At 53.8% G+C, this 14,887-nt stretch carries 13 protein-coding genes; 7 read left to right on the top strand and 6 right to left on the bottom strand.

Annotation, left to right across the window (positions count from 1 at the left end):
- Positions 1–43: 43 nt before the first annotated feature.
- Positions 44–1,042: a GGDEF domain-containing protein gene (locus B3M32_RS01465; RefSeq protein WP_290742812.1), complete on the top strand. Its 999-nt coding sequence runs from the start codon at positions 44–46 to the stop codon at positions 1,040–1,042.
- Between the two features lie 171 nt (positions 1,043–1,213).
- Here B3M32_RS01465 and B3M32_RS01460 read toward each other — a convergent pair whose 3' ends face one another.
- The 5 genes from B3M32_RS01460 to B3M32_RS01440 all read right to left on the bottom strand — a co-directional run bounded on the left by B3M32_RS01460 (position 1,214) and on the right by B3M32_RS01440 (position 6,202).
- Positions 1,214–2,638, bottom strand: coding sequence for a UDP-N-acetylmuramate--L-alanine ligase (locus B3M32_RS01460; RefSeq protein ID WP_290742809.1), 1,425 nt, complete (start codon positions 2,636–2,638; stop codon positions 1,214–1,216).
- 72 nt (positions 2,639–2,710) lie between these two features.
- Positions 2,711–3,994 carry an RluA family pseudouridine synthase gene (locus tag B3M32_RS01455; RefSeq protein ID WP_290742806.1) on the bottom strand — a complete coding sequence of 428 codons (1,284 nt, stop codon included), beginning with the start codon at positions 3,992–3,994 and terminating at the stop codon, positions 2,711–2,713.
- Positions 3,995–3,996: 2 nt separating this feature from the next.
- Positions 3,997–4,635, bottom strand: a complete 639-nt coding sequence (gene lspA, locus B3M32_RS01450) for a signal peptidase II (protein ID WP_290742803.1) — start codon at positions 4,633–4,635, stop codon at positions 3,997–3,999.
- A 16-nt stretch (positions 4,636–4,651) separates the two neighbouring features.
- A complete protein-coding gene (locus B3M32_RS01445; RefSeq protein ID WP_290742800.1) occupies positions 4,652–5,761 on the bottom strand; it encodes a squalene/phytoene synthase family protein in 1,110 nt (369 codons plus the stop codon).
- Positions 5,762–6,202: a hypothetical protein gene (locus B3M32_RS01440; protein WP_290742797.1), complete on the bottom strand. Its 441-nt coding sequence runs from the start codon at positions 6,200–6,202 to the stop codon at positions 5,762–5,764.
- A 348-nt stretch (positions 6,203–6,550) separates the two neighbouring features.
- On the opposite strand from B3M32_RS01440, the gene dnaA reads away from it, so the two are divergent.
- The 6 genes from dnaA (at position 6,551) to B3M32_RS01410 (ending at position 13,491) form a co-directional block, all read left to right on the top strand.
- Positions 6,551–7,879 (top strand): chromosomal replication initiator protein DnaA, encoded by a 1,329-nt coding sequence (gene dnaA, locus B3M32_RS01435; RefSeq protein ID WP_290742794.1) that lies wholly within the window; start codon positions 6,551–6,553, stop codon positions 7,877–7,879.
- A 105-nt stretch (positions 7,880–7,984) separates the two neighbouring features.
- Entirely contained in the window at positions 7,985–8,683 is a 699-nt protein-coding gene (locus B3M32_RS01430; protein WP_290742790.1) for a peptidase-C39 like family protein, read from the top strand.
- Between the two features lie 3 nt (positions 8,684–8,686).
- Entirely contained in the window at positions 8,687–10,192 is a 1,506-nt protein-coding gene (locus B3M32_RS01425) for a RimK family protein (RefSeq protein ID WP_290742787.1), read from the top strand.
- Between the two features lie 86 nt (positions 10,193–10,278).
- The gene (locus B3M32_RS01420; protein WP_290742784.1) at positions 10,279–11,505 is read left to right on the top strand and encodes a glutamate-cysteine ligase family protein; all 1,227 of its coding nucleotides are present in this window, start codon (positions 10,279–10,281) and stop codon (positions 11,503–11,505) included.
- Positions 11,506–11,524: 19 nt separating this feature from the next.
- Entirely contained in the window at positions 11,525–12,829 is a 1,305-nt protein-coding gene (locus B3M32_RS01415) for a tyrosine-protein phosphatase (protein ID WP_290742781.1), read from the top strand.
- On the top strand, positions 12,829–13,491 hold the full coding sequence (locus tag B3M32_RS01410) for an N-formylglutamate amidohydrolase (protein ID WP_290742779.1): 663 nt from the start codon (positions 12,829–12,831) through the stop codon (positions 13,489–13,491). Before B3M32_RS01415 ends, B3M32_RS01410 begins: the two co-directional genes overlap by 1 nt.
- A 232-nt stretch (positions 13,492–13,723) precedes the next feature.
- On the opposite strand, the gene B3M32_RS01405 is transcribed toward B3M32_RS01410, so the two are convergent.
- The gene (locus B3M32_RS01405) at positions 13,724–14,707 is read right to left on the bottom strand and encodes a diaminopimelate dehydrogenase (RefSeq protein WP_163453222.1); all 984 of its coding nucleotides are present in this window, start codon (positions 14,705–14,707) and stop codon (positions 13,724–13,726) included.
- Positions 14,708–14,887 lie beyond the last annotated feature (180 nt).

The following is a 14,887-nucleotide window of genomic DNA, read 5'->3' as shown; positions in this document are numbered from 1 at the left end:
ACGGATTGGTGTCTTTTGCCGATTTTGAATATATTATACAAATATGAGCTACGATTGTCCAGAAACCTTGCCGATTTCCAGGAATGAATTTTCCCAGATAGAACTGTTCAAGAATGTACAGTTCGAAAAGCTCGCAGGTTTTCTGCTGAAATGCACAATCAAGAACTATGAAAAGGACGAGGTTATCCTTGACCTGTCCACCCGCAAGAAAGCGATGTACATCCTCATCAGCGGATTACTCGAAGTCATCGTGGAATCGGAAAAAGACGTCACATTCACCCACATGGTCGAGCCCGGCCATTGTGTCGGTGAAATGTCCGTATTCGACAATTCCTATCCCTGCGCAAAAATTGTCGCCAAGGAAAAGAGCAAGGTTCTCTATGTCCCGGCAGATACAGCGCTGTCGATGGTCCGTGTCTCGCACGAGCTTTGCCTGAACTTTTTACTCATGTTGAGCCAGCGCATCCGCAAGGACAATATGATTGTATGCGAAGAGCAGTATCATATCCGCTGTATCGAAGAAAATGCAAAGATCGACCCGATGACGGGACTTCACAACCGTCGATGGCTAGAAGACATGTACACACGCGAAATGCACCGCAGCAACATGGGGAATTTCAAGCTTATTGCGTTCATGATCGATATAGACCATTTCAAGCAGGTGAACGACACCTACGGGCATCTCGCCGGCGACCAGGTGCTTATATCTGTAGCACAGACGCTCACCCGCAGCCTTAGGCCTTCGGACATGCCCGTCCGCTACGGTGGTGAAGAATTTTCTGTATTCCTACCGGGCACGACAGACGAGAACGCGAAAATCATTGCGGAACGCATACACCGCAACATGGAAAACATGAGCATATCCCTTGCCGACGGGACTATTTTGCAGGTAACGGTCAGCATCGGCTATGCGGAACGTATCGAAAACGACACCGTGGAATCCCTGATAGACAGGGCGGACAAGGCGCTTTATTACGCCAAGGAAAGCGGAAGGAACCGCATCTGCAAGAATTGCGGCGAAGACGGCTTTAAACTGATCTAGACTCGAGAAGTTTCTGAACGCTCTGCGCGTAGGCCTGCAAGCTCGGATCCCTCGCGCCCCAAAGTGACCGCTCGTTCGACGTATCGGGCACAGGACCTCCGGGTAACTCACTCGCTCTCGCAAAAACGCCTCGTTAATACGAGGCGCTTATTGCTCACGGTGACGGGCGCTTTACTTCGTTTCAAGAAGGCTTTTCACTTGACGTGCAAAGCCTTCCAAGCTCGGGTCGCGTGCACCCATCAACAAGATTGTATCGCCGGGCTGCGCGTATTCCACCATCTTCTTCGCGCACTCGTCGCGGTTCTCGATGTAGATGGCCTCGCAGCCCTTCAGCAAGAGGTCGTCGGCAAGGTCGCCCGCACTGATGTCGCGCGTGACGGTACCGCCCGCATAGTAAATCTCGCTGAAGAACATCACGTCATTTTCGCGGTCGAAGTCGAAATCCTTCGGGCGGAGCGTCTTCGCGATGAATTCCACGAGGTCCTTGCGCAAGAAGCGCGTGGGCCCGAAGCCGTGCGGCTGGAACCAGGCAATCACGCGGCCTTCGGTAAAGTCCTGCGCACTCCTGATGCTTGCAGCAATCTTTGCCGGGTTATGTGCGAAGTCGTCGACGAGAGTCACGCCATTGAACGTACCCAGAATCTGGTGGCGGCGGAAAACGCCCGGGAATGTCGCGAGGGCGTCGGCACAGGTGTGGAGCGACACTCCGGCGCGAAGCGCGGCGGCGGTCGCCGCGAGGGCGTTTTCCATGTTGTGCTTGCCCGGAAGCGGCACCTCGAAATTTACGAGTTCGGCCTTGTGGCGCACGCGGAACTTGATGTGCGTTCCGGCGGTCTTGAAGTCCGTACCCTGCACGCCCACGTAATTCTCGAACCCGAAATCGAATTCGCGGCCCGCGCTGAACTTCTTTGCCAGCGGGTGCGCGTCGTTCACGATGAGAATCTTGCCATTGTCAAGGATGTTGTGGCTGAACTTGAGGAAGATTTCCTGCAGTTCGCTCATTTCCTTGTGGTCCTTGTCGACATTCAGAATCAGGCCGATTTCCGGTTCATAGCGCACGAGCGTTCCGTCGCTCTCGTCGGCTTCGACCACGAGCCACTCGCCCTTGCCACTCACCGCGTTGCCAATCTTGCCTTCCTTCTGCAAGTTCACGAGACCGGCACCCGTCATCACGGAGGGCTGCAACCCGGCGTATTCCAGGATGTGGTAAATCATCGCGGTCACGGTGGACTTACCGCTCGTACCGCTCACGGCAATCGTCTTCGCTTCCTTAGAAATCTTCGCGAGCATCTCGCTTCGGTGCATCACCGGAACGCCGAGTTCCTTCGCACGCTTCAAGTCGGGATTCGTATCCTCGATGGCGGTACTCACCACCACGGCAGAGAGGCCCGCGACAACGCCCGAGCCGTCCTGCGCAAAGCACTTGATTCCGCAATCCTCGAGCTGACTCATCACGAGCGGCTTTTCGCACTTGCCCGAGAGGAATTCACCGAACTGACGGTCGGACCCGCTCACCGCGACGCCCTTGCCCGCCAAATACTGCGCGATGGCACTCATGCCCACACCCGCAACACCGATAAAGAAGTAAGATTCCATATTTTCAATTCTTTTAAATGATTTAGATTCTTCGACTCCGCTGCGCTTCGCTCAGAATGACACCTCTTTCATCTATCCAAGCAAATCCGGGTCTATCGTCGGTTCGTAACCGGGCTCCACGAAGTCCTCGGTCGCAATTCCCCTCTTGCGGGCAGCCTTCATCTGCTTGATGAGCTTGCGTTCGGCAGCCTTCGCCTTGCGCTGCGCGGCCGTCGCCGCCTTTTCTGCATGGCGCTGGGCACGGGTCTTACGGACCTTCAGTTCCGGGAATACGCCTTCTTGGAATTCATCGAGCATTTCGCTATCGACATCCTCATCATCGAAGCCTTCGTCGAAACGGATATCCGCATCGAAATCGCGGAAGCCTTCCTCTTCGTCGAACACGGGCGCCGAGGCCGGACATTCCTTCTTCAAGAACTTCAACACGTTCGCAAAAGGTTCTTCCATCGGGACCTTGAACTTCATCTTCTTTCCCGTAGTCGGGTGCACGAGTTCAATCTTCACCGCCTGCAACAGCTGGGCGGGAGCCATCTCCAGCACCTTCGCGGCAATATCCTTCATCAAGGGAGGAACGCGGTTCAAACTTTCTTCGCGGCCATCGTAAAGCGGATCGCCCACCACCGGATGGCCGGTATAACGGCTATGCACGCGAATCTGGTGCGTACGGCCCGATTCCAGTTGAAGTTCGAGCAATGTAGCTATCGCGAAGAACTGCTTTGCCACATAGTGCGTACGGCTTTCCTTGCCACCCTTCACCACGGCCATCTTCAAACGATTTTTCGGGTTGCGCGCAATCGGCGCGTCGATACAGCCCTCCAAGTCGCGCGGGCATCCCCACACAAGCGCGTTGTAGGTGCGGTGCAGCGTACGCGTTTCGAGCTGGTGCGCCAAGTGCCTATGGGCGGCATCGTTCTTGGCCACCACCATGAGGCCCGGCGTATCCTTGTCCAGGCGGTGGACAATGCCCGGACGAAGCGGTCCGTTCACCTGCGACAGGTTGTCCTTGAAATGGTGCAGAAGGCCAGCGGCAAGCGTACCCTTGCTCACGCCATTACCCGGATGCACCACCAAGTTGCGCGGTTTGTTGATGACCACGATATCGTCGTCCTCGTACACGATGTCGAGCGGGATATCCTCGGGTTCAAGCGTACTCGATTCCTTTTCGATAAGTTTGTCCACGACGACGACCATGCCGGTCTCTACACGGAAATTCTTGGCGGCGGCAGCGCCGCCCACCTTCACCTCACCTGCGGCAATCAATTTCTGCACATCGGTTCGCGACACGTTTTCCATCACGCCGACAAGGAACTTGTCGATGCGCTCGCCGTTATGCTGTTCTTTAACAATGTAATTCATGCCTAATCCTTCGGCTCGGTTGCTTCAGACTCATTCGATTCCGGTTTTGCTTCGGGCGTCCTGGAATCGGCAAGTTTCTGCTTCTCTATTTCCTTCTCTTCCTTGATCTGCTTATGAACTTTCTTCAGTATCACGGGCGACAAGATGACCACCGCCACACCCACCGTCACAAAGGAATCGGCCACGTTGAACGTCGGGAAGCGGGTCATGATGAAGTCCGGGAAATCGCAGTCGATAAAGTCCACCACCATCTGGAGGCGCATGCGGTCGATGAAATTGCCCACGGCACCACCGAGAATCATCACTACACCAAGGCGACTCATCCAGTCGCGCTTGTCAATGGACTTGTAGAACCACAAGAGGACAACTGTCGCAACAATCGAAATCAACAAGAAGAAAAGCCACGGAGGCAGGAACGGAGCCAAGTCCTGTGGGCGGCTGCTGAACGCGGCCCCCTTGTTGAACACCAGGTCAAAGCGGACCAGGCTACCGACAATATCGATGTATTCGTGATTCGGAGCTCCCGATTCATTGGTAAAACGGGCAACTGCCCAAAGCTTCGTCAACTGGTCAGCGACAATGCTGAAAACAATCACGAAAACATGGAACGGCCACTTGTTTATAAAATCAAACTTTTTCACGTTCAGGAAGCCTCAATCACTTTCTTAGTTTCGAATAATTCTTTTCAATCCACCGGTCCGAATAGAAATGCGCCGTGGTGCTCTTGATAATCTTCTTCACGGTATCACGCGTAATCTTCACTTTCTTTTCCGAAGCGAACAGGCTTGAACCGTCGCCAATCAGTTTCATGTTCTCGGCAGCCATGAACAGGGGCCACAGGCAGAACAGCCTCGTGCGCATCTTGATTCCCGGAATCAGTTTCGTATAGGCGATGGCGTCATCCAAATGCTTCCACGCCTTCGCGACCAGTTCCCCCATCACCGCGGCTCGGCGGGAATTGAAATCCGCGCGCACTTCGTCGGCAACGCCCATCGGGACATTGAACATCTCGTACGAATGGGCAAAACCGTGCCGGCGGCAAATCTCCTCGGGCACAAAGCATACCCGGCGCGAGGAATCCTCCACGCAGTCCTTCACGATGTTCGCCACCTGGAGAGCCAAGCCGAAACTCACGTCGAGTTTCTGCATTTCCGCCTTGCGGGCGTCTCCGATCAGGCACGTATCGGCGGCAAAGAGGTTCGTCAAAAGCTTGCCCACGATTCCCGCCACGTAGTAGCAGTATTCGTCCAGGTCGGCAACGCTTTCTAGGGTAAACCATCCCGAACTGAGGGCGGCTTCCTGCCGAAGCGCAAACTTCGCCATGCCATGGCACATCTCGATAGTCACCGCACGGACCGGGGCTGCATACTTTTCGGGAAGTTCCTTCAACAGGGGGACCACCACGTGCGTATGCAGGCACAAGTTCATGTAGGGATGGTCCGATTTGCGCCAGCTTTCTGGGAGCGCCGCTTCGAAAGCCATCACGGCATCTTCCCGGAGTTCCGCCGTCTTGAAGATCTCGGCAAAAAGTCCCAGCACGGTTTCCTTTTCCGAAGCCTTCATGTCCGGATCATCCTCGACCGTATCGGCGATACGCAGGTACAGATAGGCAAGAAGGATACTCCTGTGGAGCTTCCCCTTGAGTACGTTGATGTTCAGCGCAAAAGTCCTGGAAACCTGCAATAGAATATCTTCGGCGTACTTCCACGCCGCACGCCCATCCAGGACGTTTTCACCAATACCTATGGAATCAAGGATATTCGCCATCTAGTACATGGTCTCCGCGTAAATGTCCGGCGGAACCTTTTTCGTTTTCGCCATCGCATTCACGTATTTCCAAAGCCTGCGGTGAGTTTCCGCATTGCGCAATTTCCTGGTAAAGCTCCAGACAGTCCTGTTGTGGACATCCACCTCGTTCTGGAACGCACCTTTCCTTTCGGTCTCGTAGCGCACGCGACGATATTCATAGAAATAGGCGGACTGATAAATGGCGGTCCCTTTCTTCACGGCGGCACGGTACAGGACCAGGGCGAACACCAGGAAAACAAGGGCGGAAGCAAACCCGTAAAGCGGGTCCCCATACTGCAAGGCATCCATCGTCCAGGCGACACTGCATGCCGTATGGATTGCCACCAGCAGGGAGAAGACAAAACATTTCAGGCGCGTTCTCGGGAAAAAAGACTTGTTTTTCTGAGCGAAATCAGGCAAAACAGCCCATTTATTTCCTTTTCTCACCATTTTTTTCAAATAAAGGGGTGTTGCGTAACGATAAAACCAAAGGAAGAGCGCAATCCAAGACAGGACCGGCATCCATACAACATATCCATACCAATTCAGGGATTCCATAATACCCCAAATTTAGCAAAAATCTGCATTTATAAAAAAAACGGGGGCCTGGAGCACCGCCAAAGCGGGCCGCACGGTGTAACCTTTTGTTTACAACGGTTTAATTTACACTTTATTTCATCAAACTTATCAACATCCAGGCCGTGATTTATTAAATTTATCCTGCTATTGTTAATAGATTTATTGTAATTGTATTTCTTCGGGGAACCTATGCAAGTCGAATGGGAAAGATGCTTGAACTATTTGCGCGGGATGCTGTCCGATTCCGTCTATAAGACCTATTTTGCCGGAACCAAGCTCAGCAGTCAGACCATCGGCCGCGCCGTCATCTCCGTTCCCCCTGGACTTGACCTGACCGTCTACGCCGCCTACAAGGAACTTATCCGCATGGCGTGGCGCGAAACCACGCACAGCGACGCCCCCATGGAATTCGAGTTCCAGCTGCAAGAGTCTGTTGCTCAACAAGTTACGACCACTTCCGAGAACTCGTTCAAGGATTTTGCGAAGCCGAGCGTACCGCTTTCCAGCAGCTTCCGTTTCGAGAATTTCGTGCCCGGTGACAAGGCTCAGCTTGCATTCAATGCAGCGCTGGCAGTCGCCCGCAATCCCGACGGCACGCAGTACAACCCGCTGTTCATCTACGGATCTTCGGGCCTCGGCAAGACACACCTGCTGCAGGCCATCGGCAACTACATCCTCGAAGAAGACCCGAACAAGCGCGTCTGCTACCTGACCAGCGAGGACTTCTCGCAGCAGTACCTCAAGTGCCTGCGCGAAAGTCGTGTCACCGAAATGAGCGACTTCTACCGCAACGAGGTGGACATCCTGCTCATCGACGACATCCAGAACTGGACCGGCAAGTACGAGACACAGAACGAATTCTTCCTTATCTTCAACGCCCTGCACCAGGCCGGCAAGCAGATCGTGCTTACGTCCGATGCACCTGCAGTCGAAGTCAAGAACCTTTCCGACCGTCTGGTAAGCCGCTTCGCCTGGGGTCTTACCGTAGACATCCAGCCGCCCGACGTGGAAACCCGCGAAGCCATCCTGCACAAGAAGGCCGAAGAACGCCACCTGGAAATCAGCGACGAAGTGCTGCACTACCTCGCCGAGAAGATTGCAAGCAATGTCCGCTGCCTCGAGAGCGCCATCATCAAGCTCACATTGCAGTCGAGCCTGATGAACCACGACATCGACATGGGCATCGCCCAGAAGGTAGTCGCCGAAATTGCGCCCACGCTCCGTCGTCGCGTTAGTTTGGATGCAGTGTTGCACGCCGTATCGCAGCATTACGAAGTTCCCGAAGCCAAGCTCACGGAACCGGGCCGCGGCACCAAGGAAATTTCCAAGGCGCGCCAGGTCGCCATGTACCTCATGCGCGAATGCTCTTCTATCAGCTTGCAGAGTATCGGTTCACGCTTCGGTGGCAAGGACCACTCCACCGTCGTGCACGCCATCAAGAGCGTCAAGAAAGAGATGGAGACGGACTCCAGCTTCGCCCGCCTTATCGAAGGGCTGAAGAACTCCATCCACGACTAATTACTATATTTTCGGCACGCCATCGACGACCCGGGAAAACATCCCGACAGCCGCCAGACGAGAACGGATAAACCTCCAGCTTAAAAGGCATAAAAAGGCAATACGATGGACATCAAGATTCTGCAGCAGCCCGACGATGTGACATGCGGGCCGACCAGCCTTCAGGCGGTGTACAACCACCTCGGCTACAAGATTTCTTTAAAGCAGCTTATTTCTGAAATTGAGTTCCTGGAAGACGGCGGAACGCTCGGCGTGTTCCTCGGCATCGACGCACTCAAGCGCGGGTTCAAGGTCACGCTACACTCCTACAACCTGACGCTCTTGGACCCCACGTGGAGCACGCTCAGCATGCCGGAACTGAAGGCGAAGCTTGAACTGCTGCACAAGGCAAAGCACGCACCCAAGCTCCGCAAGGCCATCGAGGCGTACATCCGCTTCATTGACCTGGGCGGTAAGGTTGCATTCGAGGATTTGCGCGTGGCCATGTTCGAGAAGTACTTCAAGAAGGGCGTCCCCGTTCTCTGCGGGCTTTCGGCCACCTACCTGTACCGCAGCATGCGCGAGTTCACCGGAGCCGATGACAAGTCTGTATTCGACGACATCCACGGCGAGCCCATGGGGCATTTCGTGGTCGTGTACGGCATCGACGAAAACAAGCAGTTCATGGTGGCGGACCCCGACGGTACAAATCCGCTCCACAAGACGCCCTATTACAAGGTCGACAAGTTTAGATTAATCCACAGCATATTGCTCGGCGTAATGACCTACGACGGCAACGTGCTGGTCATTGAAAACAAAAAATAAATCATGAAGAAACTTATAGTAGTAAACAACCCCAAGCACTGGAAATTACACGTTCCTGGCATAGACATCATTTCGGCGCAGGACTACCTGATTTCGAGCAAGTACACGAACGAACGCAACATGCGCGTATTCAACCTTTGCCGTGATTACAGTTACCAGAGCAAGGGCTACTACGTGTCGCTCCTGGCGGAAGCGCGAGGGCACAAGGTAATTCCGGGCGTCAAGAACATGCGTGACTTCAAGGCTCCGGCGGTCATCAAGCACATATCCGACGAAATCGACAACCTGATCCAGAAGAGTTTCCACAAGCTGACAGGTACGGAATTCGTGCTCTCGATTTACTTCGGGCAGAACGTGAGCCCGCAATATTTGGAACTTTCGCAGGAACTTTACCGCCTATTCCAGGCCCCGCTGCTGCGCGCAAAATTCGTGTTCAAGCAAAAATGGTTCATCCAGAGCATCCGCCCCATCTGCGTCGACGAAATTCCCGAATCCCACATGGAATTCGTCGACAAGTTCGCGCAGGAGTACTTCGAGAAGACGCGCTACGCCTCCAGCAAGGAAGAAGACTACCTGTACGACCTGGGAATCCTCACGAACCCCGACGAGGTGGAGCCCCCGAGCAACACGCAGGCCATCCAGAACTTCGTGAAGGCCGCCGAAGAAACGGGATTCCGCGTGGAGATGATAACCAAGAAGGACTACCCGCGCGTAGGCGAATTCGACGCCATATTCATTCGCGAGACGACGAACGTAAACCATTACACGTACAGTTTTGCACGCCGTGCGCAGTCGCTCGGAATTGCCGTCATCGACGACCCCGACAGCATATTGCGCTGTTCAAACAAGGTGTACCTGCAGGAACTCATGCAGGCGGCAAAAATCCATTCGCCCAAGACGATTATCGCGCATGCCGAAAACCGCCACACGCTCGCCAAGGAAATCGGGTTCCCGATGGTCATCAAGTCGCCGGATTCAAGCTTCTCGATGGGCGTGAAGAAGGCAAACAACAAGGAAGAACTGGAACAGATTCTCGACGAGATGTTCGAGCATAGCGACCTGCTTATTGCGCAGGAATTCACGCCGACGGAATTCGACTGGCGCGTGGGCGTGCTCGACGGCAAGCCGCTTTACGCCTGCAAGTACCACATGGCAAAAGGCCACTGGCAAATCTACAACTGGGAAAGCAACGACAAGCAGAGCGAAGAGTTTTCGGGCAAGTGCGAAAGCATCCCTATAGAGATGGTGCCGCATGGAATCGTGAAGACGGCGCTCAAAATTTGCAGCCTCATCGGCAACGGGCTCTATGGTGTCGACCTGAAGGAATGGCACGGCCACCCCATCGTAATCGAGGTGAACGACAACCCGAGTATCGACGCGGGCATCGAAGATGGCGTTGGCAAGAGCAAGGTGTATCTCGCCGTCATGAGGTCGCTGCGCCACCGCATCGAGGAACGCATGAACGCAGCACAACATAAACTGCAGCAACACGAGAGGGAATGGTTTTAGAGAGCAGTAAACAGTATGCAGTGGTTAGTAAGCAGGATGATAAACGCCCCTAATCACTAACCACCAACCACTAACCACTATTTTTTATGACTAATTACAAACTCTGGCAACGTTACGGCATCGAGATGGAGTACATGATCGTGGATAGGAACACGCTCGACGTGCTTCCCCGCGCCGACGTGCCCCTTGGAAAGGACGAGAACGGAGAGCAGCTTTCCGACGTGGAACACGGTCCCATCGGGCTTTCGAACGAACTCGTGAGCCACGTACTGGAATTCAAGTGCGCCGAGCCCGTCGAAAGCCTTCACCACTTGGGAAAGACATTCCACAAAGAAATCCTGAAAGCGAACGAATCACTCAAGAGCATTAACGCGATGCTCTTGCCTACAGCCGCGCACCCCTTCATGGACCCGGCACAGATGAAGCTCTGGCCCTACGACTGCCTTGACATTTACGAAACCTACGACCGCATTTTCAACTGCAAGGGGCACGGCTGGGCAAACCTGCAATCCACGCACATCAACCTCTCGTTTAACGGCGACAAGGAATTCGGCAAATTGCACGGGGCAATCCGCGCATTGCTCCCGCTGATTCCCGCCATAGCGGCATCGAGCCCGTTCCTGGACAGCAAGTACTGCGGATTCCTCGACGGGCGCATCGAAACCTACCGCCACAACCAGGAAAAAATTCCAAGCATCACGGGCAAGGTCATTCCCGAAGCCGTGTTCACCTACAAGGATTACGAAGAACAGATTTTCAATCGGGTGAAGGCAGACATCGCGCCGTACGATCCCGACCATCTGCTGAACCACTTCTTCTTGAACAGTCGCGGTGCCATCGCGCGCTTTGACCGCGGAGCCGTCGAAATCCGCCTTGTCGATATCCAGGAATGCCCGGATGCAGACATCGCGATTGCCGAATGGGAAGTCGCAGTACTCAAGGGACTTGTAGAAGGAGCCTTCGCGAGCGAAGCCGAAATCCGTGCACTCGATACGGACGCCCTCGCCAAAATACTCCTTTCCACCACGCATTCCGCCGAAAAGACGGTGATTAACGACCAAGACTACCTGAAAATATGGGGAATCGACGCCAGCGAAATCACCGCCAGTGAACTTATCCGGAAAATCACTGACAGGGTAAAAGGCAAAATATCTTCGTATTCGCAAGAACTGCTTGCAAGCCAAATCAAGCGCGGGACGCTCGCCAGCGCGCTCGTCAAGGCAGTCGGGGCAGACCCGATTCGCGACGATTTTGTCTACGAATACGGGAAATTGGCTAAATGTCTAGCAGAAAATAAGCTATACGGAATTTAAAAGAATATATTTATCCCTAATGAGAAAGATTGGGTCAATTCTTGCAGCATTCCTTTTTTGCGCGCAGGCGTTTCTCGCCTGCAGCAATTCCGAATCATACACAATCACAGACGGAAGTGCAGAACCTCAAACTGCGCTAGAAGAAGTCGTCAAAAGCGACACTACCGTTCCTGAAGAATCAACCCAGGCAGATACAACCGCACTCGAAGACACTGCTAGCGTCGACACATCTTCACAGGAAGATACAACAGGAGCCGATTCTACAGAGCAGACTTCCGAGCTTCAGATTCCCCTTTTCGCAAACGGGATAACATCCGGCAACCTGTATCTTTTCTATCCGGCAGATTCCTTCTTGACCAGATTCGAACTCGGCGACATCATAACCGTAGCGATAGACGGCTACGACACCCTCGAAATGCCTGTTGCCGAATATTCCAATGACGTTCCCATTGCGGGGTTCCTGCTTTCGGCAATAAAAGGGTATGATTACCTGACTTTGACCATGCATAACGGATACTTCGGAGAAATCTTTGGAATAGCCGCAGAAAATGCACCGATCAACGTCACCATATCCATGAAGGAAAAGGGAGGCTTTCTTTTCGGCCTCGAAATGCGTTACGTCCAGTACATGGATTACTACGTAGACGTTTACCCGGACCTTTCAATCGAAGAATTCGCCAATTTCAGGGAAGTCCGCACCACAGGCATGGGGAAAAAGAAACTCTACCGTTCTTCCAGCCCTATCGATCCTTGCCTCGGTCGCAATCTCTACGCCGACTCCCTCGCGAAAAAAGCCGGCATCGCCACATTTATCAACCTGGCCGATTCGGAAAAATCTGCAAAATCCTTCAGGAACTTTGAAACTTCCTATTACTCGACGCAAGACGCCATTTTCTTGGCTCTGCCCGTAGAATTCTTTTCTACGCCCTTCAAGGAAGGGCTTGCAAAAGGGTTCCGTTTTATGATTGAGCACGAAGGACCCTATCTAGCACACTGCACCTTCGGCATGGACCGCACCGGCTTTACACTTGCCGTTCTGGAAGCACTCATGGGAGCCACCTCCGAAGACCTCGGAGCGGACTATGCGAAGACCTTCACCAACTATTTCAATGTTGTCAACGGCAAGCACGAGGCCTTGAACGAAAAGCAGGCGAACTTCTTTAAAGATGTAGTCCTAAGGAATCTACAGGCCGTCTATCATGCCGACGGAATCGAAGTTCCTGACACCCGCAATGCAGACTGGGCTACGGCGACCGAAAAATACCTGAAAAAAATCGGATTAACCCCGCAGGAAATTTCCGATTTAAAGGACAGGCTGAAATAATGAAACTGATGCTCACCTGCGAGCATGCGAGCAACCGCCTACCCGCATCATTCAAGAAAGCTATTCCGGCAGACGTCTTGAAAACACACCGCGCCTACGACATCGGAGCATGCGCTGTTTTCCGCAAGCTCATTCGATTTGCAAAGCCCGAGTTCCACTGCGAAGGAAAGTTTTCGCGTCTATTCGTGGACCTGAACCGCACCATCACGAACAAGAGCGCATTCAGCGAATACCACGAAGCGCTTGACGTCTGCGACAAAGCCGCTGCAGAGAAGGCAAAAGCCCAAGCCACCGCCTACTGGATGGAATACCGCGATACCATCGAGAAATTCGTTGATTCCGCGCTTAAGCCAAAAACGCGAACTGCAAAATCCGAGCCAAGCGTCGTTCACCTGGGCATCCACAGTTTCACGCCCGAATTGAACGGCAAGGTCCGCAACGCCGACATCGGAATCCTCTACGACCCTGCACGCCCGCAGGAACGCGCCTATGCCCAAGTCATCAAGGCCGAAATCAAGCGTCTCTACCCCGCCATGAAAGTCCGTTTCAACTACCCGTACAAAGGCACTTCCGACGGTCTCACCACAACGCTCCGCAAAAAATTCGGCCCGCGATACGTGGGAATCGAAATCGAGATCAACCAGAAGTTTTTTCAGCGGTGAGGCTCGAGGAGCGAGCAACGAGCTATGAGCCATGAGCGATGAGCGGCAAGCTCATAAAAACAGAAAAGCCTCGGGATTTACCCGAGGCGATTTTCTTTTTGCATAGACGTCGAACAGAATAGATTGCTTCCGCCACGCTTCCTCCCACGCTACGCTCGGAGCAGGTGTGGCTCGCGGCAGGCTCTAGCTATTCGCCCCTCGCAATGACATATTCTTCCTACCGTCTACTACATTACAGGCAGTGAGCGCGGAGGTCTTCGTCGCTCAGAGTGCTGAGGTATGCAGGCGGCACGTCGAGAACAGTCTTGCAACCGGTCACGCCGTTAGCCTTCATACGGAGAGCCGCGCGGGCGTATGCCACGAGGACGCTGGTCGTGAATTCCGGGTTGGAATCGAGCTTCAGGCTGTATTCAATCACGTGGGTGTGTTCCTTGTTCATGCCGGTCTTGCCAGTACGGATCACGAAACCGCCGTGAGCGAGGCCGCTGTGGTTCTTGTTGAATTCTTCTTCGCTGATGAAGTTGACCGTAGTGTCGTATTCATCGAAGTAATTCGGCATCGTCTTAATGGCGTTCTCGATGTAGGCCTTGTCGGCACCTTCTTCGGCAACCACGTAAACCAGGCGCGTGTGCTTCTGGCGCGTGGTGAGTTCCGGCATGGAACCGCTACGCACGGCTTCGAGAGCCGCTTCCACCGGGCAAGTGTACTGCTTCGCGTTCTTCACGCCCTTGATGCGGCGGACAGCGTCGCTGTGGCCCTGGCTAACGCCCTTGCCCCAGAACGTGTAGTCCTTGCCTTCCGGGAGGATAGACTGGGCGTACACGCGGTTCAGGCTGAACATGCCCGGGTCCCAACCCACAGAAATCATCGCGATGTTGCCGGCAGACTTGGCGGCAGCGTCGACGGCAGCGAAGTGCTGCGGAATCTTGGCGTGGGTGTCGAAGGAGTCGATCACGTTGAACATGGCGGCATACTTCGGAGTAAGCACCGGCAGGTCCGTAGCGGAACCGCCACAGATGATGAGCAGGTCCACCTTGTCCTTCCAGGCTTCCATTTCAGAAACGTTCAGCACCGGAACGCCAGCCGTCTGAATCTTGACCGTAGCAGGGTCACGACGAGTGAAAACAGCGACGAGTTCCATATCCGGAGCCTGCTTCACGGCGCATTCCACTCCGCGACCCAGGTTACCGTAACCGAGAATAGCAATCTTTGCCATAACAATATCCTTGTTAAAAATTTTTGCGTAGAAAATATAAAAAAAGTGGTCAGTAAACAGTGGTTGGTGGTTAGGGATGAGAGAGAAATTCATATCAAATTGGTAGGGGGAAGGCTCCCCCTCGGCGGCACTGCGTTGCCACCTACCCCCTCGCCTGATGTGAACCCCAAAAGTTGGACA

Source organism: Fibrobacter sp. UBA4309, assembly GCF_002395745.1.
Lineage (GTDB): Bacteria > Fibrobacterota > Fibrobacteria > Fibrobacterales > Fibrobacteraceae > Fibrobacter.
Note: the sequence above shows the minus strand (reverse complement) of the source record. Positions and strands in the feature narration are given on the sequence as shown.